The 25,174-nt window shown below is 61.5% G+C and carries 38 protein-coding genes and 2 pseudogenes; all 40 read right to left on the bottom strand.

Features of this window, described 5'->3' with window-relative positions:
• Positions 1-90 precede the first annotated feature (90 nt).
• On the bottom strand, positions 91-402 hold the full coding sequence (locus tag RWV98_RS15810) for an inorganic polyphosphate kinase (RefSeq protein ID WP_148336589.1): 312 nt from the start codon (positions 400-402) through the stop codon (positions 91-93).
• On the bottom strand, positions 389-724 hold the full coding sequence (locus RWV98_RS15805; RefSeq protein ID WP_148336587.1) for a hypothetical protein: 336 nt from the start codon (positions 722-724) through the stop codon (positions 389-391). The genes RWV98_RS15810 and RWV98_RS15805 overlap by 14 nt, the downstream gene beginning before the upstream one ends.
• On the bottom strand, positions 693-1,586 hold the full coding sequence (locus RWV98_RS15800) for a serine/arginine repetitive matrix protein 2 (protein WP_317861954.1): 894 nt from the start codon (positions 1,584-1,586) through the stop codon (positions 693-695). Before RWV98_RS15800 ends, RWV98_RS15805 begins: the two co-directional genes overlap by 32 nt.
• A gap of 4 nt (positions 1,587-1,590) precedes the next feature.
• Positions 1,591-2,283, bottom strand: a complete 693-nt coding sequence (locus RWV98_RS15795; RefSeq protein ID WP_317861952.1) for a baseplate J/gp47 family protein — start codon at positions 2,281-2,283, stop codon at positions 1,591-1,593.
• 55 nt (positions 2,284-2,338) lie between these two features.
• A pseudogene (locus RWV98_RS15790) lies at positions 2,339-2,524 on the bottom strand (baseplate J/gp47 family protein); the annotation flags it as partial.
• 197 nt (positions 2,525-2,721) lie between these two features.
• Entirely contained in the window at positions 2,722-3,132 is a 411-nt protein-coding gene (locus tag RWV98_RS15785) for a DUF2634 domain-containing protein (RefSeq protein WP_101693001.1), read from the bottom strand.
• Complete coding sequence (locus RWV98_RS15780) at positions 3,095-3,487, bottom strand: carbamoyl-phosphate synthase subunit L (RefSeq protein WP_317861949.1); 393 nt, start codon at positions 3,485-3,487, stop codon at positions 3,095-3,097. The genes RWV98_RS15785 and RWV98_RS15780 overlap by 38 nt, the downstream gene beginning before the upstream one ends.
• A 100-nt stretch (positions 3,488-3,587) precedes the next feature.
• Entirely contained in the window at positions 3,588-4,262 is a 675-nt protein-coding gene (locus RWV98_RS15775) for a serine/arginine repetitive matrix protein 2 (protein ID WP_317861947.1), read from the bottom strand.
• Between the two features lie 18 nt (positions 4,263-4,280).
• Positions 4,281-4,880 (bottom strand): transcriptional regulator, encoded by a 600-nt coding sequence (locus RWV98_RS15770; RefSeq protein ID WP_101692999.1) that lies wholly within the window; start codon positions 4,878-4,880, stop codon positions 4,281-4,283.
• 19 nt (positions 4,881-4,899) lie between these two features.
• Positions 4,900-7,293: a phage tail tape measure protein gene (locus tag RWV98_RS15765; RefSeq protein ID WP_317861944.1), complete on the bottom strand. Its 2,394-nt coding sequence runs from the start codon at positions 7,291-7,293 to the stop codon at positions 4,900-4,902.
• A gap of 71 nt (positions 7,294-7,364) precedes the next feature.
• Complete coding sequence (locus tag RWV98_RS15760; protein WP_008982010.1) at positions 7,365-7,556, bottom strand: hypothetical protein; 192 nt, start codon at positions 7,554-7,556, stop codon at positions 7,365-7,367.
• 17 nt (positions 7,557-7,573) lie between these two features.
• Positions 7,574-7,927, bottom strand: coding sequence for a DUF6848 family protein (locus RWV98_RS15755; protein ID WP_020989382.1), 354 nt, complete (start codon positions 7,925-7,927; stop codon positions 7,574-7,576).
• Positions 7,928-7,970: 43 nt separating this feature from the next.
• Entirely contained in the window at positions 7,971-8,411 is a 441-nt protein-coding gene (locus RWV98_RS15750) for a hypothetical protein (RefSeq protein WP_008982012.1), read from the bottom strand.
• Between the two features lie 20 nt (positions 8,412-8,431).
• The gene (locus RWV98_RS15745; protein ID WP_317861941.1) at positions 8,432-9,022 is read right to left on the bottom strand and encodes a DUF2586 family protein; all 591 of its coding nucleotides are present in this window, start codon (positions 9,020-9,022) and stop codon (positions 8,432-8,434) included.
• 70 nt (positions 9,023-9,092) lie between these two features.
• Positions 9,093-9,902 (bottom strand): annotated as a pseudogene (locus RWV98_RS15740) (DUF2586 family protein); the annotation flags it as partial.
• Positions 9,902-10,165 (bottom strand): hypothetical protein, encoded by a 264-nt coding sequence (locus RWV98_RS15735; RefSeq protein WP_008982014.1) that lies wholly within the window; start codon positions 10,163-10,165, stop codon positions 9,902-9,904. The pseudogene RWV98_RS15740 and the gene RWV98_RS15735, both read right to left, overlap by 1 nt.
• The gene (locus RWV98_RS15730; protein ID WP_008982015.1) at positions 10,155-10,676 is read right to left on the bottom strand and encodes a hypothetical protein; all 522 of its coding nucleotides are present in this window, start codon (positions 10,674-10,676) and stop codon (positions 10,155-10,157) included. Before RWV98_RS15730 ends, RWV98_RS15735 begins: the two co-directional genes overlap by 11 nt.
• Positions 10,676-11,167, bottom strand: a complete 492-nt coding sequence (locus tag RWV98_RS15725) for a phage virion morphogenesis protein (protein ID WP_148336573.1) — start codon at positions 11,165-11,167, stop codon at positions 10,676-10,678. The genes RWV98_RS15730 and RWV98_RS15725 overlap by 1 nt, the downstream gene beginning before the upstream one ends.
• A 3-nt stretch (positions 11,168-11,170) precedes the next feature.
• A complete protein-coding gene (locus RWV98_RS15720) occupies positions 11,171-11,626 on the bottom strand; it encodes a gp436 family protein (RefSeq protein WP_008982017.1) in 456 nt (151 codons plus the stop codon).
• A gap of 32 nt (positions 11,627-11,658) precedes the next feature.
• Positions 11,659-12,549 carry a Mu-like prophage major head subunit gpT family protein gene (locus RWV98_RS15715; protein WP_148336572.1) on the bottom strand — a complete coding sequence of 297 codons (891 nt, stop codon included), beginning with the start codon at positions 12,547-12,549 and terminating at the stop codon, positions 11,659-11,661.
• A 21-nt stretch (positions 12,550-12,570) separates the two neighbouring features.
• The gene (locus tag RWV98_RS15710; protein ID WP_148336570.1) at positions 12,571-13,002 is read right to left on the bottom strand and encodes a hypothetical protein; all 432 of its coding nucleotides are present in this window, start codon (positions 13,000-13,002) and stop codon (positions 12,571-12,573) included.
• Positions 13,003-13,006: 4 nt separating this feature from the next.
• Entirely contained in the window at positions 13,007-13,339 is a 333-nt protein-coding gene (locus tag RWV98_RS15705) for a phage protease (protein WP_317861936.1), read from the bottom strand.
• Positions 13,296-14,051, bottom strand: coding sequence for a phage protease (locus RWV98_RS15700; protein WP_317861934.1), 756 nt, complete (start codon positions 14,049-14,051; stop codon positions 13,296-13,298). Before RWV98_RS15700 ends, RWV98_RS15705 begins: the two co-directional genes overlap by 44 nt.
• Positions 14,052-14,187: 136 nt before the next feature.
• Positions 14,188-14,898 (bottom strand): phage head morphogenesis protein, encoded by a 711-nt coding sequence (locus RWV98_RS15695; protein ID WP_148336567.1) that lies wholly within the window; start codon positions 14,896-14,898, stop codon positions 14,188-14,190.
• Positions 14,885-16,483, bottom strand: a complete 1,599-nt coding sequence (locus RWV98_RS15690; protein ID WP_317861931.1) for a DUF935 domain-containing protein — start codon at positions 16,481-16,483, stop codon at positions 14,885-14,887. The genes RWV98_RS15695 and RWV98_RS15690 overlap by 14 nt, the downstream gene beginning before the upstream one ends.
• A complete protein-coding gene (locus tag RWV98_RS15685) occupies positions 16,480-17,061 on the bottom strand; it encodes a DNA-methyltransferase (protein WP_227108717.1) in 582 nt (193 codons plus the stop codon). The genes RWV98_RS15690 and RWV98_RS15685 overlap by 4 nt, the downstream gene beginning before the upstream one ends.
• Positions 17,062-17,134: 73 nt before the next feature.
• Complete coding sequence (terL, locus tag RWV98_RS15680) at positions 17,135-18,610, bottom strand: phage terminase large subunit (protein ID WP_442872078.1); 1,476 nt, start codon at positions 18,608-18,610, stop codon at positions 17,135-17,137.
• 53 nt (positions 18,611-18,663) lie between these two features.
• The gene (locus tag RWV98_RS19510) at positions 18,664-18,924 is read right to left on the bottom strand and encodes a hypothetical protein (protein WP_442872077.1); all 261 of its coding nucleotides are present in this window, start codon (positions 18,922-18,924) and stop codon (positions 18,664-18,666) included.
• The gene (locus RWV98_RS19505; RefSeq protein ID WP_442872076.1) at positions 18,911-19,192 is read right to left on the bottom strand and encodes a phage protein Gp27 family protein; all 282 of its coding nucleotides are present in this window, start codon (positions 19,190-19,192) and stop codon (positions 18,911-18,913) included. The genes RWV98_RS19510 and RWV98_RS19505 overlap by 14 nt, the downstream gene beginning before the upstream one ends.
• The gene (locus RWV98_RS19500; RefSeq protein ID WP_442872075.1) at positions 19,122-19,484 is read right to left on the bottom strand and encodes a phage protein Gp27 family protein; all 363 of its coding nucleotides are present in this window, start codon (positions 19,482-19,484) and stop codon (positions 19,122-19,124) included. Before RWV98_RS19500 ends, RWV98_RS19505 begins: the two co-directional genes overlap by 71 nt.
• Positions 19,477-19,800 (bottom strand): hypothetical protein, encoded by a 324-nt coding sequence (locus RWV98_RS15670; protein WP_008982025.1) that lies wholly within the window; start codon positions 19,798-19,800, stop codon positions 19,477-19,479. The genes RWV98_RS19500 and RWV98_RS15670 overlap by 8 nt, the downstream gene beginning before the upstream one ends.
• Before the next feature lie 6 nt (positions 19,801-19,806).
• On the bottom strand, positions 19,807-20,103 hold the full coding sequence (locus RWV98_RS15665; RefSeq protein ID WP_008982026.1) for a hypothetical protein: 297 nt from the start codon (positions 20,101-20,103) through the stop codon (positions 19,807-19,809).
• A 12-nt stretch (positions 20,104-20,115) separates the two neighbouring features.
• Positions 20,116-20,625, bottom strand: coding sequence for a hypothetical protein (locus tag RWV98_RS15660; RefSeq protein WP_227108719.1), 510 nt, complete (start codon positions 20,623-20,625; stop codon positions 20,116-20,118).
• 111 nt (positions 20,626-20,736) lie between these two features.
• The gene (locus RWV98_RS15655) at positions 20,737-21,078 is read right to left on the bottom strand and encodes a Mor transcription activator family protein (protein ID WP_148336560.1); all 342 of its coding nucleotides are present in this window, start codon (positions 21,076-21,078) and stop codon (positions 20,737-20,739) included.
• A 21-nt stretch (positions 21,079-21,099) separates the two neighbouring features.
• Complete coding sequence (locus RWV98_RS15650; RefSeq protein WP_317861923.1) at positions 21,100-22,449, bottom strand: N-acetylmuramoyl-L-alanine amidase; 1,350 nt, start codon at positions 22,447-22,449, stop codon at positions 21,100-21,102.
• A gap of 18 nt (positions 22,450-22,467) precedes the next feature.
• Positions 22,468-23,154, bottom strand: a complete 687-nt coding sequence (locus tag RWV98_RS15645; RefSeq protein WP_317861921.1) for a hypothetical protein — start codon at positions 23,152-23,154, stop codon at positions 22,468-22,470.
• Positions 23,151-23,528: a translation initiation factor IF-2 gene (locus RWV98_RS15640; protein ID WP_148336552.1), complete on the bottom strand. Its 378-nt coding sequence runs from the start codon at positions 23,526-23,528 to the stop codon at positions 23,151-23,153. The genes RWV98_RS15645 and RWV98_RS15640 overlap by 4 nt, the downstream gene beginning before the upstream one ends.
• Complete coding sequence (locus RWV98_RS15635) at positions 23,515-23,928, bottom strand: hypothetical protein (protein ID WP_148336550.1); 414 nt, start codon at positions 23,926-23,928, stop codon at positions 23,515-23,517. Before RWV98_RS15635 ends, RWV98_RS15640 begins: the two co-directional genes overlap by 14 nt.
• Positions 23,909-24,379, bottom strand: a complete 471-nt coding sequence (locus RWV98_RS15630; protein ID WP_033118640.1) for a regulatory protein GemA — start codon at positions 24,377-24,379, stop codon at positions 23,909-23,911. The genes RWV98_RS15635 and RWV98_RS15630 overlap by 20 nt, the downstream gene beginning before the upstream one ends.
• A 26-nt stretch (positions 24,380-24,405) precedes the next feature.
• The gene (locus tag RWV98_RS15625; RefSeq protein ID WP_148336548.1) at positions 24,406-24,927 is read right to left on the bottom strand and encodes a host-nuclease inhibitor Gam family protein; all 522 of its coding nucleotides are present in this window, start codon (positions 24,925-24,927) and stop codon (positions 24,406-24,408) included.
• Positions 24,928-25,174 lie beyond the last annotated feature (247 nt).

Below are 25,174 nucleotides of genomic sequence, written 5' to 3'. Positions count from 1 at the left end.
GAGAGGTCTCGGCACTTTTCGCATATCGGGCAAAGCTCACCGAAAAAATTCCCGAGTATGCAGCTTGTTTCTTTTAGGGTGCAAGCCGCCCTATACATAGAGTTTCCGCGCGACGGGGTCATAGATACCAGAGGTGATCGCGACCGAGTTCACGGAGTCAAAATTGATGAGAAAGACGTTGTTCGTCATGTTGTTGAGGGTGGCGTCTTTCAGCACTTTGATCTCTTTCTGCGCGTCGGCGATCTGGGCCTCATGGAGAATGACAGCTTCTCGGTTCTGATAGATGCCCTCGTCCATGTGGTTCATGTTCGTCTGACTGACCGGCGTTCCTTCCTGGATGACCTCGCCCGTCGCGACATCCTCGACGTGGTCAAGCCATCCGATTTTTTCATAACTGTTCACTTTCGATCTGTACCTCCGTTTCTTTTTCGATGATTGTGTACTTGAAGGCTACATAGAGTCCCTTGCTCGGCGGTTTTTCAAACTCCCGGTCAGACTGTGCGACGACGTCGCCGTCTGCGTCGACGAGCTGCACGTTCGCCACATTGCCGGAGATTGTGTCGTCGAAGTAGATGTAGATCTTCACGGACTCCGCTTCAACGATTTTTCGGAACGGCGCGACCGTCTTCGGCGCTCCGTTCAGCGTATAGGCCGCATGGTCGACCGAGTCGGCAAAGCGACGCCCGATTTTCTCAATCCCGAGTGATGTGATCGTCTTCGGCATGTTTTTCCCCTCCTTCCGTCATAAGTGTCACGCCGGAGCACCGGAGCCCCGGAGAGCAAACAGGGTAGATCTTCGCGCCGTGGTCAAATGCGGAGCCCGCCTCAATTTCGGAGGACAGGGCCTCATACATGACGAACGCGCACGGCTGATAGAATTTTTCGGAGGCTGCGATCGTTCCCACCTTGGGGAACTCTACCTCGCCGGAGTCGTGGGTGCTGACGGCCTGGACTTCGGAGCTCAACAGGTGGCCGATGCTGACAACATGAGGCCACACGCCGCAAACTATTTCCCCGCAACGGGGATACCGCGAGAACCCGGAAATCGTCTCGGAGTGGATCTCGATGACCCCGCCAGACTCGGCCCCGTAAGAGGGCTTCGAGCTGCCCTCCTTGACCTTCCGAACTTCGGCGTCGATAACTGCGAGATTGTTGACGCCGCTTTGCTTTGAGCCTTTGAGGAATACAATGAACTCGGCCCAGCGTTCGGGATCTTGATAGGAGAACGGCTCGATCGTGCTCTGCTCGTATCCGAGAGAGGTCAACGCATAGAGGATGCCGCTCTTTGTTCCGCCCCATTCAGAGATGATCCCCTTCATGGATAGGCGGGTCCGATAGTTTTCAATGCTCTCGCCCTCAAGCCTCGGCATGTCCCGATCCTGTCCGTGTACCGGAAGCATGACCGGGCTCGCGGTCGCGACATTGAGCTCATCCCGAAGCCGGAAGGCGTCCTTCTTCATGCCGTCGAAAATGCGTCCGATGACCTTGAAGAAGATGAAGAACTGATTCGCCGCCCGCTTCCCTCGTTTCAACGGGGCAAAGAGAAGGTCGAACATATACTCGCCGAAGGTGTCGAACCGTTTCATCCGATCACTCCCTTCTCACTGTCACAGAGACGGAGCCGAGAGTGATGACCTTGTCCTTCTCGAGCACCACGTCCTCGGCGGGGGTGATGATCTCCGCGTTCGTGGCGGCGCTGTAGTTGCTGCGGATTGCAAAGTTGATGTCGGAGCGCCGGAGCTCGTTGAACCTCCGGCCCTTTCGGACGGCGAGCAGCTCGGCAAGGATCGCGGAGATCCCGTTCTTGATGTCCTCGTTCTCCGACACGTCAGAGGTCGAGACCGTGACCTCGATGTCCTGGGAAACCGTTGTAGAAGACTTCACAAGAACATTATCGTATGGCCCGGCAATCTTGTCAACGGCATCCCGAACTTCGTCGAGAAGTCCTTCCGTCGCCTCTCCCGCCGTCCCTGTTACAATCACGTCGACCGTCCCTTGCCCTCTCGGGTGGTCACAGTCAGCCTGTGCAAATAGGACGCCCTGGACGGCCTCCGCTGCATTGATGAATGTGTCCTCAATAGACCGGGCCGCGAGCTCCGACCAGGATCGGAGCGCCCGCGTTCGGAGCCCCTCGTCGTCCTCGGTGTCGCTTCCTTCCCGGACGATCCAGTCCTCGCCGTTTGAGATGCCGTCGATCCCATTGAGGAACGTGAGGCTCCGGGTGATCTGTCCTTCCGGCACATTGTACCGAGAGCCCTCTTTCTCCGCTTCTCTCCAGGACATCCACCGACCGGCTCCCTTTTTGCAGAACCGCCGCCTCTATGGCAAAGAAGCGAAGCTCCTCTCCGTTGATGTCCTTTTGCGTCTTGAAGATGTGGCCCTTCTCGATCTTCACGGCCTCGCCCTGGTCGTTCGTCCTGGACAGTGTGACGAGGCCCTGCGCCTTCTGGGCCTTCTTGCGCTTCTTCCCGTAGTCTGCCGCCTTAATGTCGAGCCATGCGCCGGTGGAGTGTGTGAGGGTCATATTGTTCAGAATGGCCCGTAGTAACTCCGTGAACTCGATCTTAATGCGGAGGACTATCAAGAGCAGCGTATAGAAGACGCCGCCCGAATGGAAGTTCGTGATTGCGAAGCCTTCTTCTTTCAGCTCGGCGATCTTCTCCTCTTTGAGCGTTTCAAGCTCGGGAACCGGGAGAACTTCGTCGAGTATTGCTTTGTCGATCATGTTGTTATCACCTCCACGCCGACCGCACTAATGACGACATTGAGCTCCCGGGGCTCCTCCTCGTCCGCAAACTGAAAGGAGCAGCGGAGCCGGAAGGTGTCGTCCGAAAATCCGACGTCGATCTCTATGCTCTCGGGCACGATGACCTCCCGCTTTTGAAGGCCCAGCCGCGCCCGCTGCGCGATTTCAAGCCGCACAAGATCGTCGTCTTCGGATTGAATGAAGTCGTATAGCCCCCAGCCGAACGAAGCGTCATAAAAGAGATCCCCGGGCTGTGTGAGCGCTTCGAGGATGATGTTCTGATATAGACATTCAAGCCCCGAACAGAGGGGCGCGTCTCCGTCTGCCGCTTGCGTGAGGGCCCATTCATCATTGAGTCGGATGTCGGTGTCGTGTAACCCTGTCATAGCTGCACCTCCCCAATGATCGCCGGGCTGTCCCCGTATGCCATCGCAACGGCCACGAAGGCCCCGGCCTTATATTGTCCTTTGGATCTGACGCCAGGAGAGGAGGGAAGCTCTCGTCCTCGTTCCCCCAGCGATCGACGACGGTGAGGGTGTATTCGTTCCAATGCGCCGTTATGTGGCCCTTGAAGCTGCTCCCGGTCTCGTCGTTATGAATGACAAGATCCTCGAGATCGAACGTCTCGCCGAGCTGCGTCGCCTTGCTGACGGTGGCGTAGACCACGGCGGGGCTCTTTGCGTGGGGGTAATCCTGCGCGATGATCTTCCTCGCGACCGCCCTCATCATCTGCTCAAGCATTTCCCGCCCCCTCCTTTCTTAGAAATAAATCTTCGTGCGGATGAAGCCGTTCTCGCTGGTAGACGAGACGACCTTCGAGACCTCGAACTCTCCGCTCACTTTAGGGTGCTTCACACTGATTTTGTGGGAGTGTCGGACAAAGGGGGCCGAGACCGTCTCGAGCTCCCACGAGCCGCCGCTTCCTGGTGAGGGCGATGATGTTGACGCCATACTCGAAGATGTAGGTCTTGTTCTGCTCCGGCTTCTCTCCCCAATAGAACACGCCCCCAGAGAAGAAAAACGGCTGTTTGATGTTCCATGCTGCATGTACGGCATTGATCGCCTCGATGACGTTCATCTGCCGAATGGGAAGCCGTTTCCGTTCCGGGTATCCCTTGGAGGAGAGCTTCATCTTCGAGAGCCCGGCCTTCCCGAGAAAGTAGGCGATCATCTCCTGCGGAGTTGTGTCGAGGAATGTGTTGTTGATCTGCGTCTCCTCGAGGAGAAGCATCTCGTCCTTGAGAGTCACTTCGTCGGTGAAGCCTCCTCCGTTGTACGGCTTGGAGACGTAGCCGGTGAAGACCTCCTCAAAGACATTGTTATACCCGAGCTCAATCGCTGCCGGGTCTTTCCGGGCGAGTGAGATCTTCGGTTGAAACTGCTCCGTGAAGCGGATCTTCGCCCAATCAAAATAAGAAGACTTCGAGGAGTGAACCTCGATCTCTATGCCCTTGTCGAAGGTATAGGGGCCAGCGCGGGCCGCGATTTGAGGGTAGAATAATTCGAGCGTTTCCATCCTGTTCCTCCTCTCGGGTTAGTATGGCATCTGTGAGACCTTGTCGAGAGCTGCCGCCGTGCTTGCATCGTCGACGGCTGGGGACTTCCCTCGGCTCGTCTGCAAGTATTTTTGATAGTCAGAAGACAAGGTCGTTTGCTGCTGGGTTCCGCCGGAGCTCCCGCCAGAGGAGCCGCCGCCGGACGAAGATCCCGACGAGCTGCTCGTCGTCTGTATGGTCTGCGGGACGTACTCCCAGAACTCAAGGGAGACGGTGAGCTGCTCCTTCTTGTTCTCCATTTTGTGAGTGAGCCCCTTGAATAGAACCTTGTCGACGCCGTGCGCTGCCGTGTCTTCGCTGACAATAGAGAGCGGCTTCGGGACTGACTGGCCGGGCGTTCGGAAGATCGCCCGAAGCGTCTCGAGCCGCTGGTACTTCGTTTGCGTTGGTGTGTCGTCGAGAATGAGTTCGATATTGACCTTCGCGTCCTCGTAGCCCGTCGCCTGTTTGGGCTTTGTGGCGCTGCCCTCGACCTCTTGCTCGTCGATCTGGGCCGACTCCTTGACCTCGATACTCTTAACAAGGCCAGGGAGGACGACCCCGTTCACCTTGACGATCTGGTCTTCGGTGTAAATCATTGTCGTCTCTCCCTCCTTGTTATGCCGGTGCCGGTTCGGCGTCTTGATCGTCTGCGGGTTCCTCGCTGCCGTTGGCCTCGGCGTAGTCCTCGACCTCCTTGAGCATCGCGAGGAGCTGCTCGAGGTCTTTGATCTTCTTGAGGTCGACCGGAATGAGCAGCTTTTGAATGATGACTTGCTTGCCGGAGCTGCCCTCGCCGGAGCCTCCGCTCTCGGAGCCTTCCTTCTTGCCGCCTCCGCTTGTGAGGTCGACCTTCTGGACGGGCTCGCGTTCGAGCGTAGCCTTCGCGCCGTCGAGCCCCTTCTCGATTGCCTGGGCGGGTGCATCCTGCGCCAGCTCGAGGCCGTGGGCGTAGGTTGTCATCGTGCGTTGTCCCGAGAGGGTCAGCGTCGAGAGAGGGCCTTCTTTCGCGTCGGAGAAGGGGAGCATATTTCGGATGCGCTGCAAGCCGCCCTTTACCGCGTCGACCGCGCCCGTGAACGCCGATTTGATACCGTTCGCGAATGTGGTGACGACGCGCTTGCCCGACTCAAAGAACCACGTCACGGCTCCCGTGACCGTGTTCTTGATCGCGGTGATTCCATTCGAGAACGCCGTTTTGACGGCTGTGAACCGTTCGGACACGCCCGAGGCTATGCTCGTCACGAAGCCGACAAACTTGTCACGGATCGCCGAGAGCCGCCCGCCGGTGAGATTATCCAGGAAGGTAAAGCCCGCCGTATAGATGCCCTTGACGCCCTCGACCGCTGCCGCTGCTGCACCACGGATTCCCCCGCCGTGCGCCTCGTATGCGGATCGCATGTTGTCGAGGTTCTGGGAGACCGTCGCCTTCGCTGCGTTCATGACGGAGCCGATGACGTTGCCGATGCCGGAGAAGATCGCCGACGCGACCTCAAGAGCTGCGCCGAGCTTCTCCTTGAAAAAGTCGATGATTGCGTTGACCGCGTTTCGGAACCACTCGCACTTGTTGTAGAGCAGCACCAGGGCCGCGATGAGGGCCACGATGCCGATCACGATCCAGGTGACAGGGTTCGCCAGGAGTGCCGCTGTAAAGCTCCACACGCTCGATATGAGCGGCGTGAGCGCTCCCTTCGCTAATAGGAACCCGGCCTTGAGGAGCTTGAACCCGGAGATTACCTTCGTGATAATCAAGCCCACGCCGGAGACGACGGCGATGACCGTGCCCGCTATGGTGAGGAAGCCGCCGATCGCCAGGACGACAAGCATGATGACCCGGACGAGCTCCTGGTTCTCCTCGACCCAGGAGCCGACCTTCGTGAGCACCTGCTCGCCCGTCGACATGAGATCGTTGATTGTGGGGAGTAAACTGTTCCCGATGGACTCCTTGACGTTCTGGATGCGCTGCGTGAGCCGCTCAAACCGCTCCGGCTCGGTCTCGTTGATTGCGTTCGCCATCTCCGTGGCGACCCCTGTGCCGGAGCCAAGGGCGTCGTACATGGTGAGGATGTTCCCCTGCAAGTCCTCGGTCTTGTTGTAGAGGAGGTCAATGAGGTCGACCGCCTCGTCCGTGCCGAAGGCGGAGGCGAGCTCCTGCTTCTCCATCGCGTCGATGGTGTCGCCGTACTTGCCCCGGAGCTGGTCGAGGATCTCGGGGAGGCTCTTGAGCTGGTTGTTTGCATCCAGGAACGAGAGGCCCAGCTCCTCGCCGCCCTTCGCTGCGGACTGGATGAAGGCGGCGTATTTCGTGCCCGCCTCGCTGCCGCTCATTGTCCCCTGCAACATGCCGAGGATGGTGAGCTGCTCCTCAAGGGGGACGTTCGCGTTCGTGGCCGACGCACCCAGGCTCTCAATGCTCGAGGCCATCTCGGAGCCCGTCGTCTTGAACTGCTGCACCGACTTCGCGATCCCTGCCGAGAACATCTCGCCGAACTCGAGATCGCTCATGTCGTCATAGTAGCCCTTATAAATGCCGTAGCCCGTGGCAAATAGCGAGGTCATCTCGCCCGCCGTGGACTTCGTCGCCTTCGCGGTCAGGGCCGCGAGGCTTGTGAACTCCGCGACGCCCTCGTCCGAGAGCGTCGCGATGCCGCTTTTGATGTCGTAGGCCGCCGCGATGAAGTCGGCCTTCGTGGTTCCGGCCCATTGGTCGGAGAACTCCCGGGCGGCGTCTTCGACCGCCCCGAGGTCTTTCACGCCCAGGGAGGCCAGCTCGCCGATCGCCCGTCTTGTCTCGAAGGTGGCCTCGACCGGGGACAGCACCGCCCCCGTGATCTGTGAGCCCACCTCCTGCATGACGGCCCCCGTCTTTGCCACGCTGCCGAGAGTTGAATTGACCTTTTGCAGCTTGGAGACGGTTCCGTCGACGCTGGACGTGACGCCAGCCATCGGCCCGGTTAGGTTGTCGATCAGGTTCATAATGAGCGACAATCGGAACACGGACTCTAAACTCATGCTTTGCCTTTCACCTCCTAACGTATGGAGGCGACCTTGTGCTCTTAATCAAGGCGACCGACGCCGCCCGGCTACTCCGAGAAAACCTCGGAGATCGCCCGGGCGACGATGCCCTCCTCGAGCTCCTGGATGTACCGCGCCTTCGCAACGTAGCGGAGGAACTCGTCGAGGCCGATCTCCTCAATGTCGAAGCCCTCTAAAAGAGCCGGAGGGAGGAAACGGTGGATTTCCAGAAGCCCGGCCTCCACGAAGTTTCCCTTCACCTCCGAGAGCTGCTCTTTTAGAGCATCTTCAAATTTGTCTGCTTAGAGAGGCCCAGCATCCCGAGCAGCTTCTCGCCGATGGAGAGCGCCAGGGCCGGGAACTCCTCAAGGTCGGCCTCGAGATCCGCTTCGCTTTCCGCGACCACGTTGTCAAAGAGGAAGGTCTTGAGGGCCTTCGTCGCGCCCTGGGCGGTAGTCTTGACGTATCTGTCATAGCTCGCCGTGGAGGGGCGCTTGAAGTAGAACTCGACCGTCTTCTCGGTCTCGTCGTCCACCTCGATCGTCGCGCCGACGCGGTAGACCTTGCCGTATTTCTCTTTCATTTCCTCGGCGCGGCTCTTGCCCGCGACTTCCTTCTTCATGTCTTCCATAGTGTTTTGTCCTCCTGTTCTCGATTATCTTGAGATAACGCCTTTATTTTGTGGGCTCGACGCCGTCCTCCACGATGCCGCCGACGATCATGAGGTCAATGTCCACCGTGAGGGACTTGTCGCCCTGCGCGGCCTTGTGGCTGCGCTTGGTGGGGATGACCTTCTTGAGCTCGTCGATCCGGGTGCGCTCCCCTTCGTTGGCGTAGGAGACGACCACGGAGGGCCACTCAATGCCATAGAACGGGATGCCCTTCGCCTTGCAGTAGGCGAGGACGTCGTCGTAGTCGTCCCGGAGCATGGACATCTTGCCGGACGCCTTATAATTGCCCTTGCCATACCCCCGGGGGCGGTAGCCCTTGCCGTAGCTTTCTTCCATCTCCTGCTCGTCGTCGTAGCTGATTTCCTGCACCACGAGCACGAGGCCGGGGATCTTGACGTCCACGTCGCCCCATCCGTAGGTCTGGCCGTTTACTTTTAGGGACATAGCTCTTTAACCTCCTTCCCTTAGTCGCTGGGCTGCGCCCTGCCGAGGTCTACCTCGACCTCCCGGATGTAGCCCCGGGACACATAGCGGATCTTGACCCGCATTGTCTCGTCCTCGAGGATGGTCTCCTCCTGCCCCTCGGGTACGGTGATCTCAGCGGAGCTGATCTCCTTCGCGTCGATCATGCGCTGCAAGGGGACGAACATGAACTTCGCCCGGGTCTCAAGCTCGCCCTGGACGTCCTCGAGGTCGATGTCGTCGTTGAGCAGAAGGAGCCCTTCCTTCCGGGTCTCCCGGATGATTTTGTTCTTGACCCGGACATCCTCGGCATAGCGGAAGTCACTCCCGTCCGGGCTCATCATCTTTGTGTGGTAGACGAAGAAGTCGTCGAGCCCGTCGTACTCCCGGAACGTGAGGTAGCCCGCCACGTCCAAAAGTTCGATGATGGAGTTGTCCATCCCGGCGGGGAGCAGCTCGAGGAGCTTCGTCTTCGGGATGCCGAACCCGGCCTCCGCCCTGGTTTTGCCGATGGACTCCTGCACCGCTGCCTTTGCGTAGAGGCCGCACACAAGGCCCGCGAGGTTGACGATCTGCGTCGTGCCGTCCAGCATGACGAGCCGCCCTGCAGGCGGTGACGACCTGGATGTCGTAGTTTTTGACCTTCTTGCGCTTGGCCTCCATCTCGAGGGCCCAATCGGTGAGATCCCCGCTGCCGCGCAAGTCGAGCTCGTCCTCGTCCCCCGTCTGGGGGAACGCCGCCTCGAAGACCACGAACACGGGCTTGTGGTAGGTGTCCCGGAGCTCAATTTGCGCCTCGCTCACGGCCTGCCAGAGAGGGAGGTCGCTCTCGCCGACGACGTGGATGAACTCATACTCCTCGGCGAACTTCTGGAGCTTGGTGAACGCCGCCAGGACGTCGCCGTTCGTCATGGTGGGGGCGGTGGTCGTGAAGCTGTAGACATCGTTCACGAGGAAAGAGCTCGGCTTCTGTTCCGACTCCGTCGCCTCCGTAAACTTGAGCTTGAGGCCCGTCCCCTCGATTTCATATTCCCCGGTGACGGGGACGGTGATCTCGTCGGTGTAGCTGTTCCCGCCGTCAATGGAGCAGATAAAGGCGGCGGAGTTGAGCCCGCCTTGCGCCGTGATCTTGACGACCACCGAGAAGGCGTTCGTCGGAGAGCCGTCCACGGTGACGGAGCCCCCTCCGTCGCCGTCCTTAGAAACGCTTCCCAGCTTGCCCGCCGTGGTAGCGGAGACCGGGAGACAGTAGATCCGCGACGCGCCGAACTGCACGGAGCTCACGACGGCATCCGCCAGAGGGGACAGGCCGAGGCGGGCCTTGATTTTCGCCGCGTCCATATCCCCGGTGATGATGATCGGCGTGTCCGAAACGATCGGAGAGACCCCGATCTTGAGGCTCTTTCCGTCCCCCGTCGCGGTGGCAAACCCGAGGAGGCCGTCCGTGACAGTGTGCTTGACATCTCGGAGCATTATCGTCTCGCCTCGCTTTCCTTTGTGGTGTGTGCCCCGTTCATGGGGGCGTTCTCAAAATTCTTGACCGCTGCGAGGAACTCCTCCTCGGTGACGGCCCTGCCGGGCTTCCAGCCCTGGGCGCTGCATACGCCCGCGAAGACGGCCCGCCCGACCTTGTGCTTCTTGCGGAGCTCCCCGATCTCAAAGAGCCCCGGAGCTTTCGGTTCCTGCGGCCCCGCTGCCTGTGTAGCTGCGGGGGCCGATGTTGCTTTATTCGCCATCTATAAACTCCTTTCCCTCGTTTTTGGTGATGGACTCAACCGCGACGTCGGAGACCTTCGCGAAGTCTGTGTCCCTGTAAACCCCGCCGTCAAACCTTATCTTGATTTGCACGGCGACCTGTGCCTTTAGAATAGAGTCGTCCTTGTCGACCCAGTCCGCCCCCTCGACCTCGATCGGAACAAAGTCCCCGTTGACGTAGATGCCCCGGTCGAGGCTTGAGAGGAACGCCCCGAACATGCTCTCGACCGCCTCGTCGGTATAGTCGCCGATTATCACGGTAAAGGCGAGGGCCCGGTCGAAGACCTTCCTCCTCTTTTTCTGCGCTCCCTCTTGGTCTCTATATCGTGTTTTGGAGCCGTTTCGGAGGAGGGTCTCCGACTCAAAAAGCACCGCGCCGATGTGACTCTCTTGACTCTTTTCGAGGGCCTTTTGCGTCGTGTACGGCTTGGACTTGAGGCCCGCCGCCTTGAGCTTGTCGAGGAGGTATTCCTTGCTTTCCTTGTAGAGCATTAGTCATCCCTCCCGATGAACTCCTCGGTCGTGGCCTTGATCTCCTGCATGTCCTCGTCCGAGAGGCCGAGGAAGGGCCGGGCGGGGATGTTGACCTTGACCTTCTTCTTGCTGATCCATTGTCCGCCCACCTGGAAGCGGAGGTTCTTCGCCCGCTTTGCCCGGATGGTGCGGCCCTTGTCGCCGAATTGGTGGGTTGCCGCGTGCTTGACATTTGTGCCGACCGCAAACCCGGAGGCGTCCGCCGTCGTCTTGATGGAGTTGCGGAGCTGGGAGGAGTCGATGAGGGTCTTGCCCCCGGTCTCTGCCGCCCGGATGGAGGTCTTCCACCGCTTGCCGTCCGGCCCCCGGCCTTGCTTGAACCGTTCGAGGGTAGACTCCCGGACGCCTTCGGCGAGGGCGATGTTGAGGCCCTTCCTGTCAAGCTCCGAATAACGCCGCATTTTTCGGAGGAGGGCGGCGGTGTCTCCTTGCAGTCGGATGCTATACACGCCCTACATCCCCCTCATGCTGCCCCGGGTGAAAAGCCGGGTGTTTGACTTCGCCGAGAACCCGGTCGCGGCTGCGCTTGCCGGGTCGTCGGCTTCCGTGCCGATGGAGACCTTCCCGTCGGCCACAAGCTCAAAGAACTTGATCGCCGCGTTGTAGCGGTTGAGGTAGGTCTTTTGGTCGGTGCTCTCGTCGATGCCGATCCGGGAAAACAGGTTATAGACCGCGATGTCCTTTGAAAACTTGTTGATAACCTTCGGGGCCGGGGAGAGCGGGACGGCGTACCTCTTGGCGAGGTAGCCGTCGATCTCCGCGTCGGCGTCGGCGATCGCGCCTTCAATAATCGGCGCGACGAGCTCCTCACGCTCGACGGGGTCTTCGATGAAGGTGTCCCCGATGATCGCGTTGAGGGCGTCGTCCTTGAGCATCTCCCGGACTTCCTCTTTCGTGCTGTAGCTCACGCCGTTCCCTCCCTTCGTCTGCTTGGCCGGGCTTAGGCTTCGGCGGTGCCGTCTCCGGCGTATGCCATCTGCCAGAACCCGAAGCCCGCGTTCCCTCGGGAGTCGACGCCATAGAGGAAGGTCTTCTTCATGAAGACGTTGTCGTCGGTCTCCTGGGTCTTGGAGACGAACTTCGGCTTCTTGCGCTGCTGCCAGATGAGGGGCTTGATGGGCCGGGAGGTGCAAAGCAAGAACCACTTGGAGTCATGCCCGGCGAGCTGCGGGATGACGAGGGGCTTCGCGGTACCCTGCATGGTGTTCTTGGTGCCGTTGATGTAGTCGGCGACCAGGATGTCCCGGGCGGTCGCTTCCAGGGCGGGCGGGACGGCGAGCACATTCGGGATGAGGTTCAGCGCCCGGCCCTTCGAGTTGGTGAGGCTCATCATAGCGGCGCGGGCGGCGATGTAGGACTCCATCGAGAGCTTGGCCGTGGTCTTGTTGGAGACGGCCTTCTTGCCGACCTTGTGGGCGTCGGAGAAAAAGGGCTGCCCGTCGTAGCACTTTTCGGAGAAGCCCTCCGCGAGCAGCTTGAAGATGAGATCGTCGGGGTGGGCTGCTGCGGACTGGCCGAGCATCTGGACAGACGGGTTATAGAGGCCGATCTTGTCATCCTCGATCGCGTTGCGGTCAATGCCGATCGTCAGCTCGAAGTCCTTGTTCTTGATGGTGTAGTCGCTCGCGCTGATGTTCTGGATCTCGCGGTCGCCGATCCATTCCCTCATCCCCGGGATGTCGCCGAGCCATGCGTAGGTCTCGGACTCCGTGGTCGAGGGGGTGACGGTGGCGATCTCGGTGTAGAGCGGGGTCACGCCCTCAAGCGCCTTGTTGAACAAGGTGTTGAAGCCGACGTAAATCCCCCTCAAAGTCTGCTGGTTTACAATCATGTTCTTTGTCCTCCTTCTGTTTTACTTTGCGGCGGCTGCGGGGGCGGTGAGGCCGAAGCCCATCTCCACGGCGACGCCTTCATCGTCCACGCGGATGACGAGGCCCGCCACGGACGCGCCCGTCCCGGTCTTGGTGACGGTCTGGTCGTCCTCCATGTAGCAGAGGCCCAGCACGTCGGCGGCGGTGATCTTGCCGCTGGTGGAGTTCTCAAAAACGAAGGTTCCCCGGCTGACGCGGATGACGGCGTCGCCGTCCCCGCCCTTGTTCTCGACGGTCTCCTCGGCCCGGCCCGCTGCCTTGAGGTCTGCGGCCTTCTTGCCGGGGATCGCGTAGCCGTTGGCGTCAACCGCCACGATCGCCCCCTGATAGATGGTGGTCGCGCCCTTGACAGGGAGGGCGATGTACTTCCCGCCGAGCTCGGACGTGTCTCTCACATTGGTCAATGCTGCCATGATGTTACTCCTCCTTCGTGCCGTACTTTTCCAGATCCTCGGCGCTCACGCCGAGCTGCTTGCATATGAGCATCGTCGCCTCGTCGGGCTTTTTGCCCTTGAGTGCCAGGGTCTCGCCGCCCGCGACCTCGCTCATGGGGACGACCTGGGGCGCTTTCTCAAGGAACGACTTGAACCCGTCCGGGCTCTTGAGGGCGTAGCCCTTGGCCCATTCCTTCTGTGCCGGGGTGATCTTGCCGCTCTTGAGCGCCAGCTCAACGGCTTCCTCGGCATCCCGGTCGGCGAGCTGCTCCTCAAGGGCCTTGACGCGTCCGTCGATGCCGCCCTTGAGGGACATGATGACGGCGGCGACCTCGGCGGCGGGAGCCCCGGCCTTGAGCCCTGCGGAGCTCACAGACGGCCTTGTTCGCGACGACGGTGTCCTCCTCGGGCGGCTGCTTGCCGTCCCCGGGCTTCTTGCCCTCGGCGGCTTCCTTGAGGGCTTTGTTCTCCTCGATGCAAGCGGAGAGCGCCTCGAGGATCTGCTCCTCGCCCGCGTCTTCGCCCAGGCCGAGCGCCGCCGCGAGCTTCTTGATGAGTTCGTTCATGTTGGTTTTGCCTCCTTCAAATGTGGATGAATTTACAATCGGGGTCATGCCCGCGATCGCTGGGGTGTTGGTGAGGGCGAGGGAGTGGAGGCCCGTCGCCTTGTTGTCCGACTTGCGGACGGTGATGACCGGGGAGAGGTAGCGGTATTCCTTGTTCTCAAGGTACTGCTTCGCCGGGAGCGTCCACTCGACCCGGGCCTTGATGTGCCCGTCCTCGGCGAACAGCTCCTTGACCCATCCGGCGGCGGGGGCCCGGTCTCCTGTTAGGGTCTGGTGCTCGTAGTCGACGACAAGGTCGACGCCGCGCTCGGCGATCTGCGCCTTCATCGCGGCGAGGCTTTCCTCGTCGACGTCGAACTCTCCCTTCTGGCTCACGACATGGCCGAAGGGCAAAACGGAGATGACCTCCGGCGCTCCTCCGACATCCACTTCGCCCCCCTTTAGGGTGAGAAAATCGCTCATTTTCTGCCTGTCTCCTTTGCTTGGTGCTTGAAGCCCCCGGAAACGCTGTTATTCCGCGTTATAACAGGGTGAACCTGCCGCGCCCCGGGAATTACACTCCCCGGCCCCTCGGCCCTTCCTGGGGCCTCTGTGGGCCTTATTTGCCCGGGTTCTCTTTTTCCCGGTTTTGGTACGCCTTCACAAGCGGCGCGGGGTAGTCCTTGAGGTCGGGCTCGAAGCGTACCTTTGCCGGGTTGGTCGAGAAGTGCGGGTCGGGCATGAGGCCCTCCGGCGCTGTCTGTTCCACCTTGAGCCCCCGGGCCTCGACCTGTCTCTTTGAGAGCGTCTTGACCGTGCAGCGGCATCGGAACCCGTTCGGCGGGAACCATGTATTCCATACCTCGCTGTCTGCTGGGAAGACCCGCCCGTCCATCGCGAGGTGACTCGGGCGGGTGTGGGCGTCGTTGACGGCGTCATACTGCCAGTAGGGGCGGAGCTTCATGACGCCCGGGTCTGTCATCTGCTCATAGTGGCCCACATTGTAGGCCGTTTGGATGTTGGTGCGGAAGATGAGGTCGGCTTGCAGCGGGTCGAGCCCCTCATAGCCCTCGGCCTCGAGGAACTCGTTCATATTGCGCCGGAACTCCGAGAGGGGGTTCCCCTGTTCCAGCGCCGCGAGGATCTCCTCATAGAACCGCTTGAGGATCTGCGCCTTCGTGTAGCCGCCCACTGTGAAGGCGAGCCCCCGGTACTTCTCCGCGATACCGTAGAAGACCGACGCCGTGACCGGGACGCGCTCCTTGAAATACTGGACGGCCTCCTCGAAGGTCATGTCCTTTCGGTTGAATACGGCCTCAATGTCGTCCATCTTCCGCCGCCCTCCCTTCGAGGTTGGCGTAGAGCATGACCTTTTGAAGCAGCTCCTCCACCTCCGAGACATCCATCTCGCCGAACAGCTCGGCGACGGCCTTCTCGTCCTCCATCATGTCCCGGAGCTCCTCAAGGCTCTCCGCGTTCTCAATCTTTTTGAGAACCGGGCCGAACGCTTTCTTGAAGGCCCCGGCGCTTTTCCGGGTGGCCGCTGCCGCCAGACGGTCGACGCGCTCTTGCGTCCCGTGCCCCGCTCCGTCCCCGGCCTTGAGCGCGATCGGCTCGCCGGGCTGCGCCTTGAAGGAGAAGGGGCCGAACCCCGCCCCCTGCGCCGTCTGCCCGGGCGGGGTGGCGACCTCCTCGTCGCCCTCGGGCTTCGGGATGGAGAACTTCTTGTAGATGTAGCTTGTCGGAACCTTGAGCCCCGCCTCCCGGATGAGCGTCCCGATGACGGTCGCCGTCTGCGTGAGATCCTCCGACTCCTCCGCGTCGAAGCGGAGGTACGGGATGCGCTTGTCCTCCCCAAAGTTGTAGAGCACCAGGGGGCGGATGAGGTCGCGCCGGATGGTGGCCGCGATTGCCTTGCAGTCCGCGACGGTGAGGTCGTGGCGGACGTCGTTGTGCGTCTTGCTCTGTGCGTAGCTGCCGCCGCCCGAGTCCGAGGTCAAGGTCTGCCCGAGGATTGCCTTCGAGACCTGTTCGTCGCAATAGCGGGCCAGCCGTTCATAGAGGTCGGTCGAGCTGGTCTTCTCGGTGTTCACGAACTCGATCGCCGTGCCGTCCGGGAAGATGCCCGCCGCGTCCGCCCCGATTGCGACGAGGGCTTGCATGAGCGCCCGCTTGTCGTCCTCGCTTGCGCCTGGCTGATACTTCCCCAGGCGGAGCGGCATCCCGAAGACCTCGCAAAACGCGACCCAATCCTTGAGGGTGTAGTTCTTAAAGAGGTACATCCAGGCGACCACGCGCAAAACGCCAGCCCGGGAGGGGTGGCCGCTGCGGGCCTTGTATTTGTGTACGATGAACTTGTTCTTCGGGAGCTCGATGCCCTCCGGGGCCTCCTGGGTTCTCACCTTGAAGGAGTCGTCGACGCTGTCCCAAAAGAACCGCTTTTGATGACGGGAACGGATGTCGCCGACGACAACGTGCCCCTCGTCGTAGCTCCACATGATTTCCGAGACCGCGAAGCCCTTCCCGATCGCGTCCAGGAGGTCGAGCATGATGTCCTCAAAGCCCTCGATGCCGCCGAGCTGCGCTTCCACAAACTCGGCGATCTCCTTGTCCCTGGGGTCGTCGCTGTCAAAGGGGATGATCTCATAGTCGAGGCCCGTGACCGCGTTCTTCCTCGTTTGGAGCTGGGAAAAGAGGTGCGGGTCTTTCTCCTCCATCTCCTCAAAGAGCTCGGCTTGCCGGAGCACGTCCCCGGCGTCCGCCTCCTTGAAGATCTCCGCCAGCCGGACGGGGGTGAGCCCGTCCGAGGGGTACTCGCTGTACTTGTCTGTTACCTGGGCGGCTGCGACCTCCCGCGTCTCGGGGCGGCGCTGGAACAAACCTCTAAGGCTCCACCGCTTTCCCTTGCTGCTCACTCGACCACCTCCTCAATGCGCCGCCGTGCTTTTTCATAATACTCGTCGTCAAGCTCCACGCCGATGAACCGCCGCCCCGACTTCTTTGCGGCGACAAGAGTAGAGCCGCTTCCGGCAAACGGGTCAAGGATGAGGTCGTCTGGCTTTGTAACTGCCGTAATAAGGTTTGCAATCAAGCCCACTGGCTTCTCTGTCGGGTGGATCATCTGGGCGCTGCCGAGCTTGCTGAAGGTGACGAGATCTTTCGGCCTGCCCCCGGGGAAGCTGTACTTCCCCTTAATCGCGAAGACGATGTTCTCATGTGCCGGGGCAAAGGCTGCTTTCGTGTCCCCCATACCGTGATAGACCTTGTCCCAAATAACCTCACTTTTGACCCGGAAGCCGGCCAGTTCAATCGCGTCGATGAAGGTCTGCTCTACATCCCAGCGCGTGAAGCATAGGAGCGTTCCTCCCGACTTGAGTACGCGGAAAGCGTCATAAAGGAACCAGATGAATGGGGCTTTGTCGTTTTTAATCCTTGCCCCGGTCTGTGAGACGTAGTTGATGCCATAGGGCGGATCGGTGATAATTGCGTTCACACTCTCGTCCGGCATTTGCCGGAGCACAGTGAGGCTATCTCCGTGAATGATTGTGTTCTCATGAATAACTGTACTAATAATGCCTCACCTCCTTAGTAGGCCCCGCGCCGAAACTTGATAGCGCGGCCCAAAACTGATTTATAATCCGTGTGCTGCCCCACCTTGACCGAGAGGGCCAGGAGACGGCCATTTGCAGCGCATCCGGCCCGTCGTCGTTCTTCCCCATAGGGTACTTGAGCATCTGGTCGAGGAGGGCCTTGTGCCGCTTGGAGAACTTGAGGTAGCCGTTCTTCACGAAGGGCTGCAAGGACTGGATGCGGGCGTCCTTGTTCTGGACGCTGTTGATCTCCTCGATGGGGAGGTACTCGCCGATTTCGGCGGACTTCTGCCGCATGATCTCGGCAAAGTAGTATTGAAACTGAACCGTCTCGACGCCGAACTTGTAGAGGGGCTTCTTGTACTCCCGCTTCAAACGGCGGGACGCCTCGATCGCGTCCTCAATGATTTTGTCCGGCTTGCGCTTGGCGATGTCGGCAATCACGACGTACATGTAGCCCGTCGAGGTGTCCTTCGCCACGGCGATGATCGCCGAGGTGTCGCTCTTGCGGTTCTTGCCGAGGGAGGGGTCGTTCGCCGCGACGAACAGGAACCGCGCCTCGGAGAAGTCCGGGGGAAGCTGCCCGTCGTCGTAGTAGTCGATCCACTCCTCGGCAAACGCGCAGCTCTCCGGGTCGATGGGCTCGTTCTGGATCTCGCTGCTGAAGGACGCCTCGCCCTCCGATACCCTCATAACCATGAGGGCGTAGTAGGGGAGCTTCTCCTCCCACAAGACGGCGGTTCCTTCCAGCATCGCGGCCTCGTTCGCCTTGAAGAAGTCCTCGGCGTCTTCCTTGTGCCTGGGGTTCTCAAGGTCGGTGAAGATGCGCTCCCAGGCGTCCCACAAGGCCGTGTTTGCCGCGAAGGAGATGACGCCCTTGTAGCGGACGGCCTCATACTCGGGGTTCTTGGCGACATTGGCGAGGAGGGCGTCGTAGTGGAGCAGCGTTCCGATGTAGACGATGTCCGTGTAGGTGTCGCCCGCCTTGCTCACGGCCTTATAGAACCAGTCCCGGAGCTTCTTTCTTTGCTCGGCTGTGTTGACGTTCTCGTCGTTCTCGAGGTCGTCGCACAAGATGAGGTCGGGCCTCCATTGTTTGTGCCGCCGTCCGCGGATCTTCTTGCCCGCGCCCAGCGCCTCGATCTTGACCCCGTTCGAGAGGAGGATGACCGACGCCTTCCAGACGCGGCCCACAAGCTCCCCGAAGTCCTCCCGGAGCGCCGCGTTCTCCTCAAGCTCCGTTTTGATGTCGGAGAGGAAGCCCTCGGCCTGTTCCGAGCTGTCCGAGAGGATGATCTCGTAGTGCTTGTAGGCGTACACCGCCGAGTGGATGGAGTCCTTGAAGGTGAAGTTCGTGCTCTTGGCGTGTCCACGCGGGGCCTCGACCGCCCTCCGGCATCCGTCCGCCCGGCTGATTTCCTTCGCGTCGGTGGCGGGGTTCAGCCCCTTCATGACGCCCTCGCGGAAGATGCGGTCGAGCTCCTCGTGAAACGGGGGCGACGGCCTCACAAAGTAGTGGGGGAGGTAGGCCCGCCCGAAGTAGCCCAGGTCAACCGCCCCGAGCTTCCGGCGTAGCCCCTGGGGCCCGTGAGCTCTGCCCCGGCCCGGTACTCCTCGAGGAGCTGCGCCCGGAGCTCGGGGAAGTTCGTCCCCTTCTGGACATACTGCTCAAATAGTTCCCGCTGGTACTCCCGGCTCGCGACCGCTTCCCGGTCTTCCGGCTCCTCGAGCCGTTCCAGGTAGTCCTTGAGGTCAATCTTCGCCATCGTCGAGCACCTTCTCCCTCGCCCTTGAGAGGACGTCGTGCAGCTCCCCGGCGAGTTCCGGGTGCTGCTTGATCGCCGCCATGAGCTCCGCCTCAAGCTGGTCGAAGGCAAGCTCGGCCTTCTTCTTCATGTCCTGCCGGACGCGCTTCTCATAGGTGGCGTTCCGGGCGAGGCTTGCGATGAGCCGCCCCGCCTTGTCAAGCGGCATCTCCTGGAAGTCGCCCTCCGCCGTGCTCACGCGCTGCATGAGGCCGTCCATGAGAACCATCGACGCCGCTTTCGTGTAGTCGAGGTCGGGGTGCGCCTCTACCGCCTGGGCGATCAGCCTGGGTGCGCTGTAGGGTCTCGGCGACCCGCTGCGCCGCCTGGGTGCTGCGGATCGCGTAGCGCCCGATCGCGCTCTTGCTGATTTCGTAGCCCTCCGCCTTGAGCCACGCGGAGAGCTCCTCGTAGGTGTTGGCCGTGTCCGCGAGCCGGACGTCGAGCTCCGTCTTGATGTCGTCCGGGAGCTTGTCGATCGTCGAGCTGATCCGCGTCCTCCGGCGCTCTTTCTTAGACATCGACGCCCGGGTCGTCCCTCGTGCCTTCCACAAGGTCGACGCCCGCCTTCGTGAGCTGGATGACGGCGTCGCGGCGGTAGGCGTTGTAGGCCGTGGCCCGCTTGTCCGTGAACTCGATGTAGCCGCCGTCCTCCAAATAGGAGAGCTGCTTCGAGATGTCCGGGACGGTGATGAGGTTGTCGGCGAGGAGGGCGTTCGTGATCTGCCGCACAAGCAGCGAGTTCTGATTGCCTTTCGCCAGGGCCCGGACGATGTAGCCCCGGATCGCCTTGTTCTGCCGGATCTCCTGCTCCGTCATGTCGTCAAAGTATGCCATACGCTTTTATCCCTCCTTTGCTGCGCCCCTGTATAGGAGCTTGTCGAGCTTCTGGTCGATGTTGTTCGAGACCCGGATGAAGTCCTCCCGGGTCGTGTAGATGAGGGGGAGGTCGGCCTTGAGGTCGCCCAGCTCTCCGCGCACGGCGGCGATCTCCTCGGCGTTCTTCTTGTCCGCTGCCTTGAGCTCCGAGACCGCCGCCTTCATCTCGCCGATCGCGTTCTTCACTCCCCACGCGGCGACCCCGATGATCGCCGTGATGACCGTCTGAAAGACGAACATCGCGATTGTCGCTCCGTCCATGTCGGCCCCTCCTTACTGCGCGGCGGCTCCGGCCTTGTCTTCCGGCGCGGCGTCCTTAATCAGTTCCCCGGAGAGTGTGAGATAGGGGTCTTCCTGCTTGACCTTGAGGACGGCGTCCTCGATGACGGCGGTGAGGTACTTGTCGAAGCTGCCCAGGTTGTCGGTGATGACCTTCTGCGCCTGGGGGCTGATCGCCGCCTTTACCTCGTCGAAGACCTGTTTCCCCAGGGCGAGCAGCTCCTCCCGGCTTGCCTTGCCGCTCTTGACCGCGTCCCGGAGCGCCTTCGCCGTGGTCTGCTCCATCGCCCCCACCGAGACCGTCGCAAGGTTGACGACGTCATCAAGGGCGTCCTCGAGCACCTTCCGGCCCGCCTCGTCCTTGATCTGCGCCGTCTGCTCCTTGAGCTTGGCCGCGCCCAGGCGGATGTAGTACACCGCGTAGGCCCCGGCCAGGGCGATGACCGCGAGAACGACGTTGACAAGAGCGTCGCTCGCTGCGCTTTGGATGAGTTCCATGTTCATGTGTGTCTGCCTCCTTTGGACAAAAAATAAGAGTACAAGCTATAGCTTGTACTCTTATCTTAAATCCCGTTCCCGGAAACTTATATACAAAGCAGTTCTAAGAGTTGCCGCTCACGGGAGGAGCTCGTCGTCCTCCTGCCCCGGGTCGTTGAAATAGTCGAAGATGTCGATCTGCCCCTCCGTCTGCCCTGGGCCGCAAATCCGGCGAACCCATCGCTCTGTGACGCCGTACTTCCGGGCGAGCTCCGGGTGATTGTAGCCGTTGAACTCCTCTTTGATGCGGGCGTCGCGGACGGGCCGGGTGACGCTCTCGGGCTTCGGGATGTAAACCGTCGTACCCCCGACGACCTCGGCGAGCTTATAGAAGTTATCCGTCCCGATCGCCTCGGCGATCATGCGGTAGAGCCCTTCGGGGAGCATTTCCAGCGTCAAACCCTCGGCGAGTTTATCCATGTCCTGTGCCCTCCCTTCCTGTTACATCCTGCCGATGATCGCCAGGATTTCCCCGACCTTGATCGGTTGGTCGAACTTCGCCTTCCACACGTCCGGGGAGTTGATGATGCCGCGCTCTACCAGGGCCTCAAAGCCCGCCTTTTGCCATTCCGGGGTATTGGCCGGGTAGCCGTCCCCCGGGTCTTGGAAGGCGAGGATCTGGCCGAGCAGCTTCACGATGTTCGCCCCATAGCCCGCGCCGGGAACCGCCCAGCCGCGCCCCTGCGGGTTGTCCGCCGCGCCCAGCCATTCCACATAGGGGGCCACGCCACGGGCGACCAGGGAGAAGCGGGGGTCGACGCAAGCGTTCACGAGGGCCTCGGTGGATGCGTATGCCTTGAGGTGCTGGATCTGCGCCCGGACGCCCGTGCGCGGGTCGGGGAAGCTCGCCGCCTGTCCCGTGGCGTTGCCGTTGAGGGCCCCGATGCCCGCGAAGTTGTTCATCTCCGGCGTCACGATGCCGCCGTATTTGAAATAGCCCGTTTCGTGGAGGCTCTGCGCGAAGGCCACGTCGCCCCGGACGCCCTCGGCCTCGCCCTCCTCGATGAACATGCGGGCCAGCTCCTCCACGGTGCAGCTCGGGAGCTGCGGCGAGGCGTTCTTGCTCAAGCAGAACGCCGCCATCTGTGACGCGGTGGCCTGGGCCTTGCCCATGATCGCCGTCTTGTCTTCCGTGCCCGGCGCGGTGGAGCCGCTCATCAGGGCCGCGACATCGTCCCGGGCGGTCTCCATCGACTTCCCGAACTTGGGGAACCAGTGTGTCACGTCGGCGTGATTGCTGCCGAGCTTTAGTTTGTGGCTGTCCGCGTGGCACAAAATGGTCGGGACGGTGACGCCGGAGCAATCGGCGGTTCCTTTGGGGGCGATGCCGTAGAGGGTGCAGAGGTACGCCGTCAGCTCACACGCCTCTTGATACACGGCGGCGAAGTAGTCGGCGTCCGTCAAGGCGTCCTCACAGATTTCAAACTGAATCCATCCGCTGTTGCATGACCCCTTGCTGCCGCTCCCACATCCCCACGGCCTAAAGTCCCAGGGCATCGTCTGAACCGCCGCGACGCTCCCGTCCGCGAGCTTCCCGATCCAGGCGTTCAGGCCCGCTTGTGTGTCGATGTGGTTCCAGTCGTTCTTGTTCGCGTTGGTGCCCAGCTTGGACAGGAGCTCGGCTCGGTCGGGTGCGCCGTCGTCCGGCTGAACATATCGCTTGAGGGTCGGGTTGTTCGCCCCGGTGCTGTGCCACAAGACGCCCTTGACCGTCATCTTCTTGGTGCCCTTGTAGCACGTGCTCTGTGTCATCATGCACGTCATGGGCGGGTTGCTTTTGCTGTACTTCATGATGTGTTGTTTGCCTCCTTATAATTTCCAGATGGGGAGGACGACCTCGTCGGCCAGCTCCCCGATTGTGTACTTGCTGCGCCCTTCGGCTTCCAGCTTGCGGAGGAATTTGTTGTACTCCACCGCCAGCTTGAGGGCCTTATAGACGCCCACCTGTTCCGGCGTGACTGCCGGAAGCTCCGGGCCCGCTATGAACTCCACCGCCCGGAGAAGGGAGACCTCCGCCCGGATCGGGTCGCCCTTGAGGAACTCCTCCCACTCCGCCCAGGTCTCCCGGGCGAACTTCTTGCGGTTGAGCCTGGGCTTGTCGGGCGGGAGGACTCCCTCCGCTTGGAGCTGCTTCTTCATCGCTGCTCTCTCGGCCTTCTCGCGCTGTGTGAGGCGCTTCTTCTTCGTTGGCATAACTCCCCCCTCAACACGGAAGCGGCCCGCCCTGGGCTCCTGCGCGGCTTTCTGCTGTTCTATGAGGCCCCGAGTGAACTCCGCTATCTCCATCTGTTGCCGAAGGTGTACGGCGGCTCCGAGTGCCTGGGCTGCCGAGGCAAGCTCGGGGGTCGTGAGCTTGAGCAGCTCCTCGCGGTCTTTCTTGCTGGTGGGCTTGCCCAGGAACCGCCGCGCCTGGATGATCTCGACCATCGCCAGCTCCACGGCCAGCCGCTCCACCGCTCCGGCAAACTGCCCCGCCTTCCGCGCTCTTTCGCTCATGTCTCCACCTCCGGCCAGCCGTCCGGCCCGAGGGGAGCGTAGCCCAGCCGCCCCCGGTACACGTTCGCCGCCCGGATGACCTGGGCGAAGGCGGCGTCGCTTGCCAGCTTCTCCCCGAACCGATCCAGGAGCGAGCCGGACAGGTTGAGACCCGTCGCCCGGGTGATGTGCTCCACGGCCTCGGTGTCGATCTCCGTGAGGCGGCGGGCGACTTCCTCCGGGAGCTTCTCATAGTAGGCCCGGAAAAAGGCGAGCCCCATCCCGCCACACGCCCCGCGCCGGATCTCGTCCTGTGTCAGCTTGACCCCTTGCAGCGCGTCCAGGATCTCCGCGTCGGTCTCCGCCTTCTTGACGGGCTCGTCAAAGTTGTTCATGCTGCCCCTCCTTCTCTCCGTCGCGCCGTATGTCCTCTAATATGTGGGTACGGGGCGCATAGCTGCGCCCCTCGCTCCGGCGCTCCTGCTTGCGGACATCGCCTAAAAGCCGCTCAAGGCCCTTGATGACGGTGCGGTTCTGCTCTACCCAATCCACCACGGGCCGGGTCTGCTCCGCGATGTCCTTCGCCGTCCGGCGCTGCCGCCGCACTTCCCGGATCTTGAGCCCCAGCCGCGCCCGGCCCGGGGCCTTGTCGTCTCCCAGCTCGAGCGCGTGGAGGAGGTCTTGCGTCGCGGCCTCCGCCTCAGCGCGGTCGGCCTCCGCCATCCTGTGCCGTTCCGTGGTCTCCCGGAGGAAGGCGAGGAAGCTCTCAAGCCCTTTACTTGTCCCGACGTCCATCCGCGCCCTCCTTCCGCTGCTCCCGGGCGAGGATTGCCTTGAGCCCCTCGATGACCTTCTCACACTGGCCCGCGTCCAGCCATTCAAGGCGGTCGATGCCCGTCATCCGCTTCACGAACCCCTCAATCCGGCGCTTGTCGCTGTTCCAGCCGAGGGCCTCGGTCAGCGCGTAGATCTTCCGGCGCTGCCGTTCGGTCGTGGGGTTGCCTCCCTCATCCGTGCGCTTGCTCCGGCTTCCCCGGGCTGCGCTGTCCTTCATGTTTTGCAGGACGCGGGCGACGGCGGTGATCTCGCCCTGGGTGAGCTGCTTCATGCTCCCCTTGCCCGTCTCCCGGTACACGACCCCGTGGAGGTCTTCGTCCGTGAGCCCCAGCTCCGGCGACTTGGCGATCGCCCATAGGGTGCGGATGGAGGGGAGCTTCCGCCCGCTGCGTGTTGTTGCTGCTGCCATGATTTACACCTCGTTTCTCGGCCCTCTTATTGCCCGGCCTTGACCTGTTCCAGCTTCGAGAAGTTCAGCTCATAGCCAAAGACGTCTTGCTGCTTCCAGGTAGCGCCGACCGCGTTGACGGTGTCCTCGCCGTACTTCTTGAGGGCCTCCTTCGAGACGTCCTCCTTGACGACGATGCAGTCCATCATCTGCCGGGTCTTGAGGCGGCGGATGATCTCCTCGATCTTCTCCTTCGCCCGGGGGAGCGACACGGAGGTCGAGAGCCGGAACCCTACCTCGCCGAAGGTGAGGGCCCGGGTCTTCGTCTTCCCCATGTCTGCCCGGTGCTCGGTGACAAAATCCTTGAGCTCGCGCTCGAGCTTGGCGACCCTGTCCTTGTACGGCTTGCTCTGCTCCTCTGCGGCCTTCTTCGCCCCGAGGATCTGCTTGTTCATCTCACCCTCAATGTCCGCGAGGGCAAGCTGCGCTTCCGCAATCTGACGGAGGGCGTCGTTTGCGTCCTCCCAGGTCTTGACGCCCGAGGGCTCGACCACTCTCTTTCTTGCCATGTGTTGACAACTTCCTTTCTTGTAGTTTTGTTATGTGCCCGGGGAGCTGCCTCCCCGACGCTTTCCTTCTGCCCGCCCGCCTCCTGCTCCTCGCCGTCGTATAGGATGTAGGTCTTCGAGAGGAGCATATACAAGCCCAGGGGCCCGGTGAGGAAGGCGGCGGTCGCGTCGCTGTCCTCCGGCGTCCTCCCGCCTCGGGCCATAACCAGGATGAGGGCGGTGATCGCCAGCATAGCGAGCCCCATGA

The organism is Agathobaculum sp. NTUH-O15-33 (genome assembly GCF_033193315.1).
Classification (GTDB): Bacteria; Bacillota; Clostridia; order Oscillospirales; family Butyricicoccaceae; genus Agathobaculum; species Agathobaculum faecihominis_A.
Note: the sequence above shows the minus strand (reverse complement) of the source record. Positions and strands in the feature narration are given on the sequence as shown.

What these genes read in the sequence shown, in the direction of transcription:
- RWV98_RS15805 (WP_148336587.1), bottom strand. Translation starts at nt 724, where the DNA reads ATGCCGAAGACGATCACATCACTCGGGATTGAGAAAATCGGGCGTCGC.
- RWV98_RS15800 (WP_317861954.1), bottom strand. Translation starts at nt 1,586, where the DNA reads ATGAAACGGTTCGACACCTTCGGCGAGTATATGTTCGACCTTCTCTTT.
- RWV98_RS15795 (WP_317861952.1), bottom strand. Translation starts at nt 2,283, where the DNA reads ATGTCCTGGAGAGAAGCGGAGAAAGAGGGCTCTCGGTACAATGTGCCG.
- RWV98_RS15785 (WP_101693001.1), bottom strand. Translation starts at nt 3,132, where the DNA reads ATGACAGGGTTACACGACACCGACATCCGACTCAATGATGAATGGGCC.
- RWV98_RS15780 (WP_317861949.1), bottom strand. Translation starts at nt 3,487, where the DNA reads ATGCTTGAGCAGATGATGAGGGCGGTCGCGAGGAAGATCATCGCGCAG.
- RWV98_RS15775 (WP_317861947.1), bottom strand. Translation starts at nt 4,262, where the DNA reads ATGGAAACGCTCGAATTATTCTACCCTCAAATCGCGGCCCGCGCTGGC.
- RWV98_RS15770 (WP_101692999.1), bottom strand. Translation starts at nt 4,880, where the DNA reads ATGATTTACACCGAAGACCAGATCGTCAAGGTGAACGGGGTCGTCCTC.
- RWV98_RS15765 (WP_317861944.1), bottom strand. Translation starts at nt 7,293, where the DNA reads ATGAGTTTAGAGTCCGTGTTCCGATTGTCGCTCATTATGAACCTGATC.
- RWV98_RS15755 (WP_020989382.1), bottom strand. Translation starts at nt 7,927, where the DNA reads ATGGAAGACATGAAGAAGGAAGTCGCGGGCAAGAGCCGCGCCGAGGAA.
- RWV98_RS15750 (WP_008982012.1), bottom strand. Translation starts at nt 8,411, where the DNA reads ATGTCCCTAAAAGTAAACGGCCAGACCTACGGATGGGGCGACGTGGAC.
- RWV98_RS15745 (WP_317861941.1), bottom strand. Translation starts at nt 9,022, where the DNA reads ATGCTGGACGGCACGACGCAGATCGTCAACCTCGCGGGCCTTGTGTGC.
- RWV98_RS15735 (WP_008982014.1), bottom strand. Translation starts at nt 10,165, where the DNA reads ATGGCGAATAAAGCAACATCGGCCCCCGCAGCTACACAGGCAGCGGGG.
- RWV98_RS15730 (WP_008982015.1), bottom strand. Translation starts at nt 10,676, where the DNA reads ATGCTCTACAAGGAAAGCAAGGAATACCTCCTCGACAAGCTCAAGGCG.
- RWV98_RS15715 (WP_148336572.1), bottom strand. Translation starts at nt 12,549, where the DNA reads ATGATTGTAAACCAGCAGACTTTGAGGGGGATTTACGTCGGCTTCAAC.
- RWV98_RS15710 (WP_148336570.1), bottom strand. Translation starts at nt 13,002, where the DNA reads ATGGCAGCATTGACCAATGTGAGAGACACGTCCGAGCTCGGCGGGAAG.
- RWV98_RS15705 (WP_317861936.1), bottom strand. Translation starts at nt 13,339, where the DNA reads ATGTCCCTCAAGGGCGGCATCGACGGACGCGTCAAGGCCCTTGAGGAG.
- RWV98_RS15700 (WP_317861934.1), bottom strand. Translation starts at nt 14,051, where the DNA reads ATGAGCGATTTTCTCACCCTAAAGGGGGGCGAAGTGGATGTCGGAGGA.
- RWV98_RS15695 (WP_148336567.1), bottom strand. Translation starts at nt 14,898, where the DNA reads ATGGACGACATTGAGGCCGTATTCAACCGAAAGGACATGACCTTCGAG.
- terL (WP_442872078.1), bottom strand. Translation starts at nt 18,610, where the DNA reads ATGAAGGGGCTGAACCCCGCCACCGACGCGAAGGAAATCAGCCGGGCG.
- RWV98_RS19510 (WP_442872077.1), bottom strand. Translation starts at nt 18,924, where the DNA reads ATGGCGAAGATTGACCTCAAGGACTACCTGGAACGGCTCGAGGAGCCG.
- RWV98_RS19505 (WP_442872076.1), bottom strand. Translation starts at nt 19,192, where the DNA reads ATGGTTCTCATGGACGGCCTCATGCAGCGCGTGAGCACGGCGGAGGGC.
- RWV98_RS19500 (WP_442872075.1), bottom strand. Translation starts at nt 19,484, where the DNA reads ATGTCTAAGAAAGAGCGCCGGAGGACGCGGATCAGCTCGACGATCGAC.
- RWV98_RS15670 (WP_008982025.1), bottom strand. Translation starts at nt 19,800, where the DNA reads ATGGCATACTTTGACGACATGACGGAGCAGGAGATCCGGCAGAACAAG.
- RWV98_RS15665 (WP_008982026.1), bottom strand. Translation starts at nt 20,103, where the DNA reads ATGGACGGAGCGACAATCGCGATGTTCGTCTTTCAGACGGTCATCACG.
- RWV98_RS15660 (WP_227108719.1), bottom strand. Translation starts at nt 20,625, where the DNA reads ATGAACATGGAACTCATCCAAAGCGCAGCGAGCGACGCTCTTGTCAAC.
- RWV98_RS15655 (WP_148336560.1), bottom strand. Translation starts at nt 21,078, where the DNA reads ATGGATAAACTCGCCGAGGGTTTGACGCTGGAAATGCTCCCCGAAGGG.
- RWV98_RS15650 (WP_317861923.1), bottom strand. Translation starts at nt 22,449, where the DNA reads ATGAAGTACAGCAAAAGCAACCCGCCCATGACGTGCATGATGACACAG.
- RWV98_RS15645 (WP_317861921.1), bottom strand. Translation starts at nt 23,154, where the DNA reads ATGAGCGAAAGAGCGCGGAAGGCGGGGCAGTTTGCCGGAGCGGTGGAG.
- RWV98_RS15640 (WP_148336552.1), bottom strand. Translation starts at nt 23,528, where the DNA reads ATGAACAACTTTGACGAGCCCGTCAAGAAGGCGGAGACCGACGCGGAG.
- RWV98_RS15635 (WP_148336550.1), bottom strand. Translation starts at nt 23,928, where the DNA reads ATGGACGTCGGGACAAGTAAAGGGCTTGAGAGCTTCCTCGCCTTCCTC.
- RWV98_RS15630 (WP_033118640.1), bottom strand. Translation starts at nt 24,379, where the DNA reads ATGGCAGCAGCAACAACACGCAGCGGGCGGAAGCTCCCCTCCATCCGC.
- RWV98_RS15625 (WP_148336548.1), bottom strand. Translation starts at nt 24,927, where the DNA reads ATGGCAAGAAAGAGAGTGGTCGAGCCCTCGGGCGTCAAGACCTGGGAG.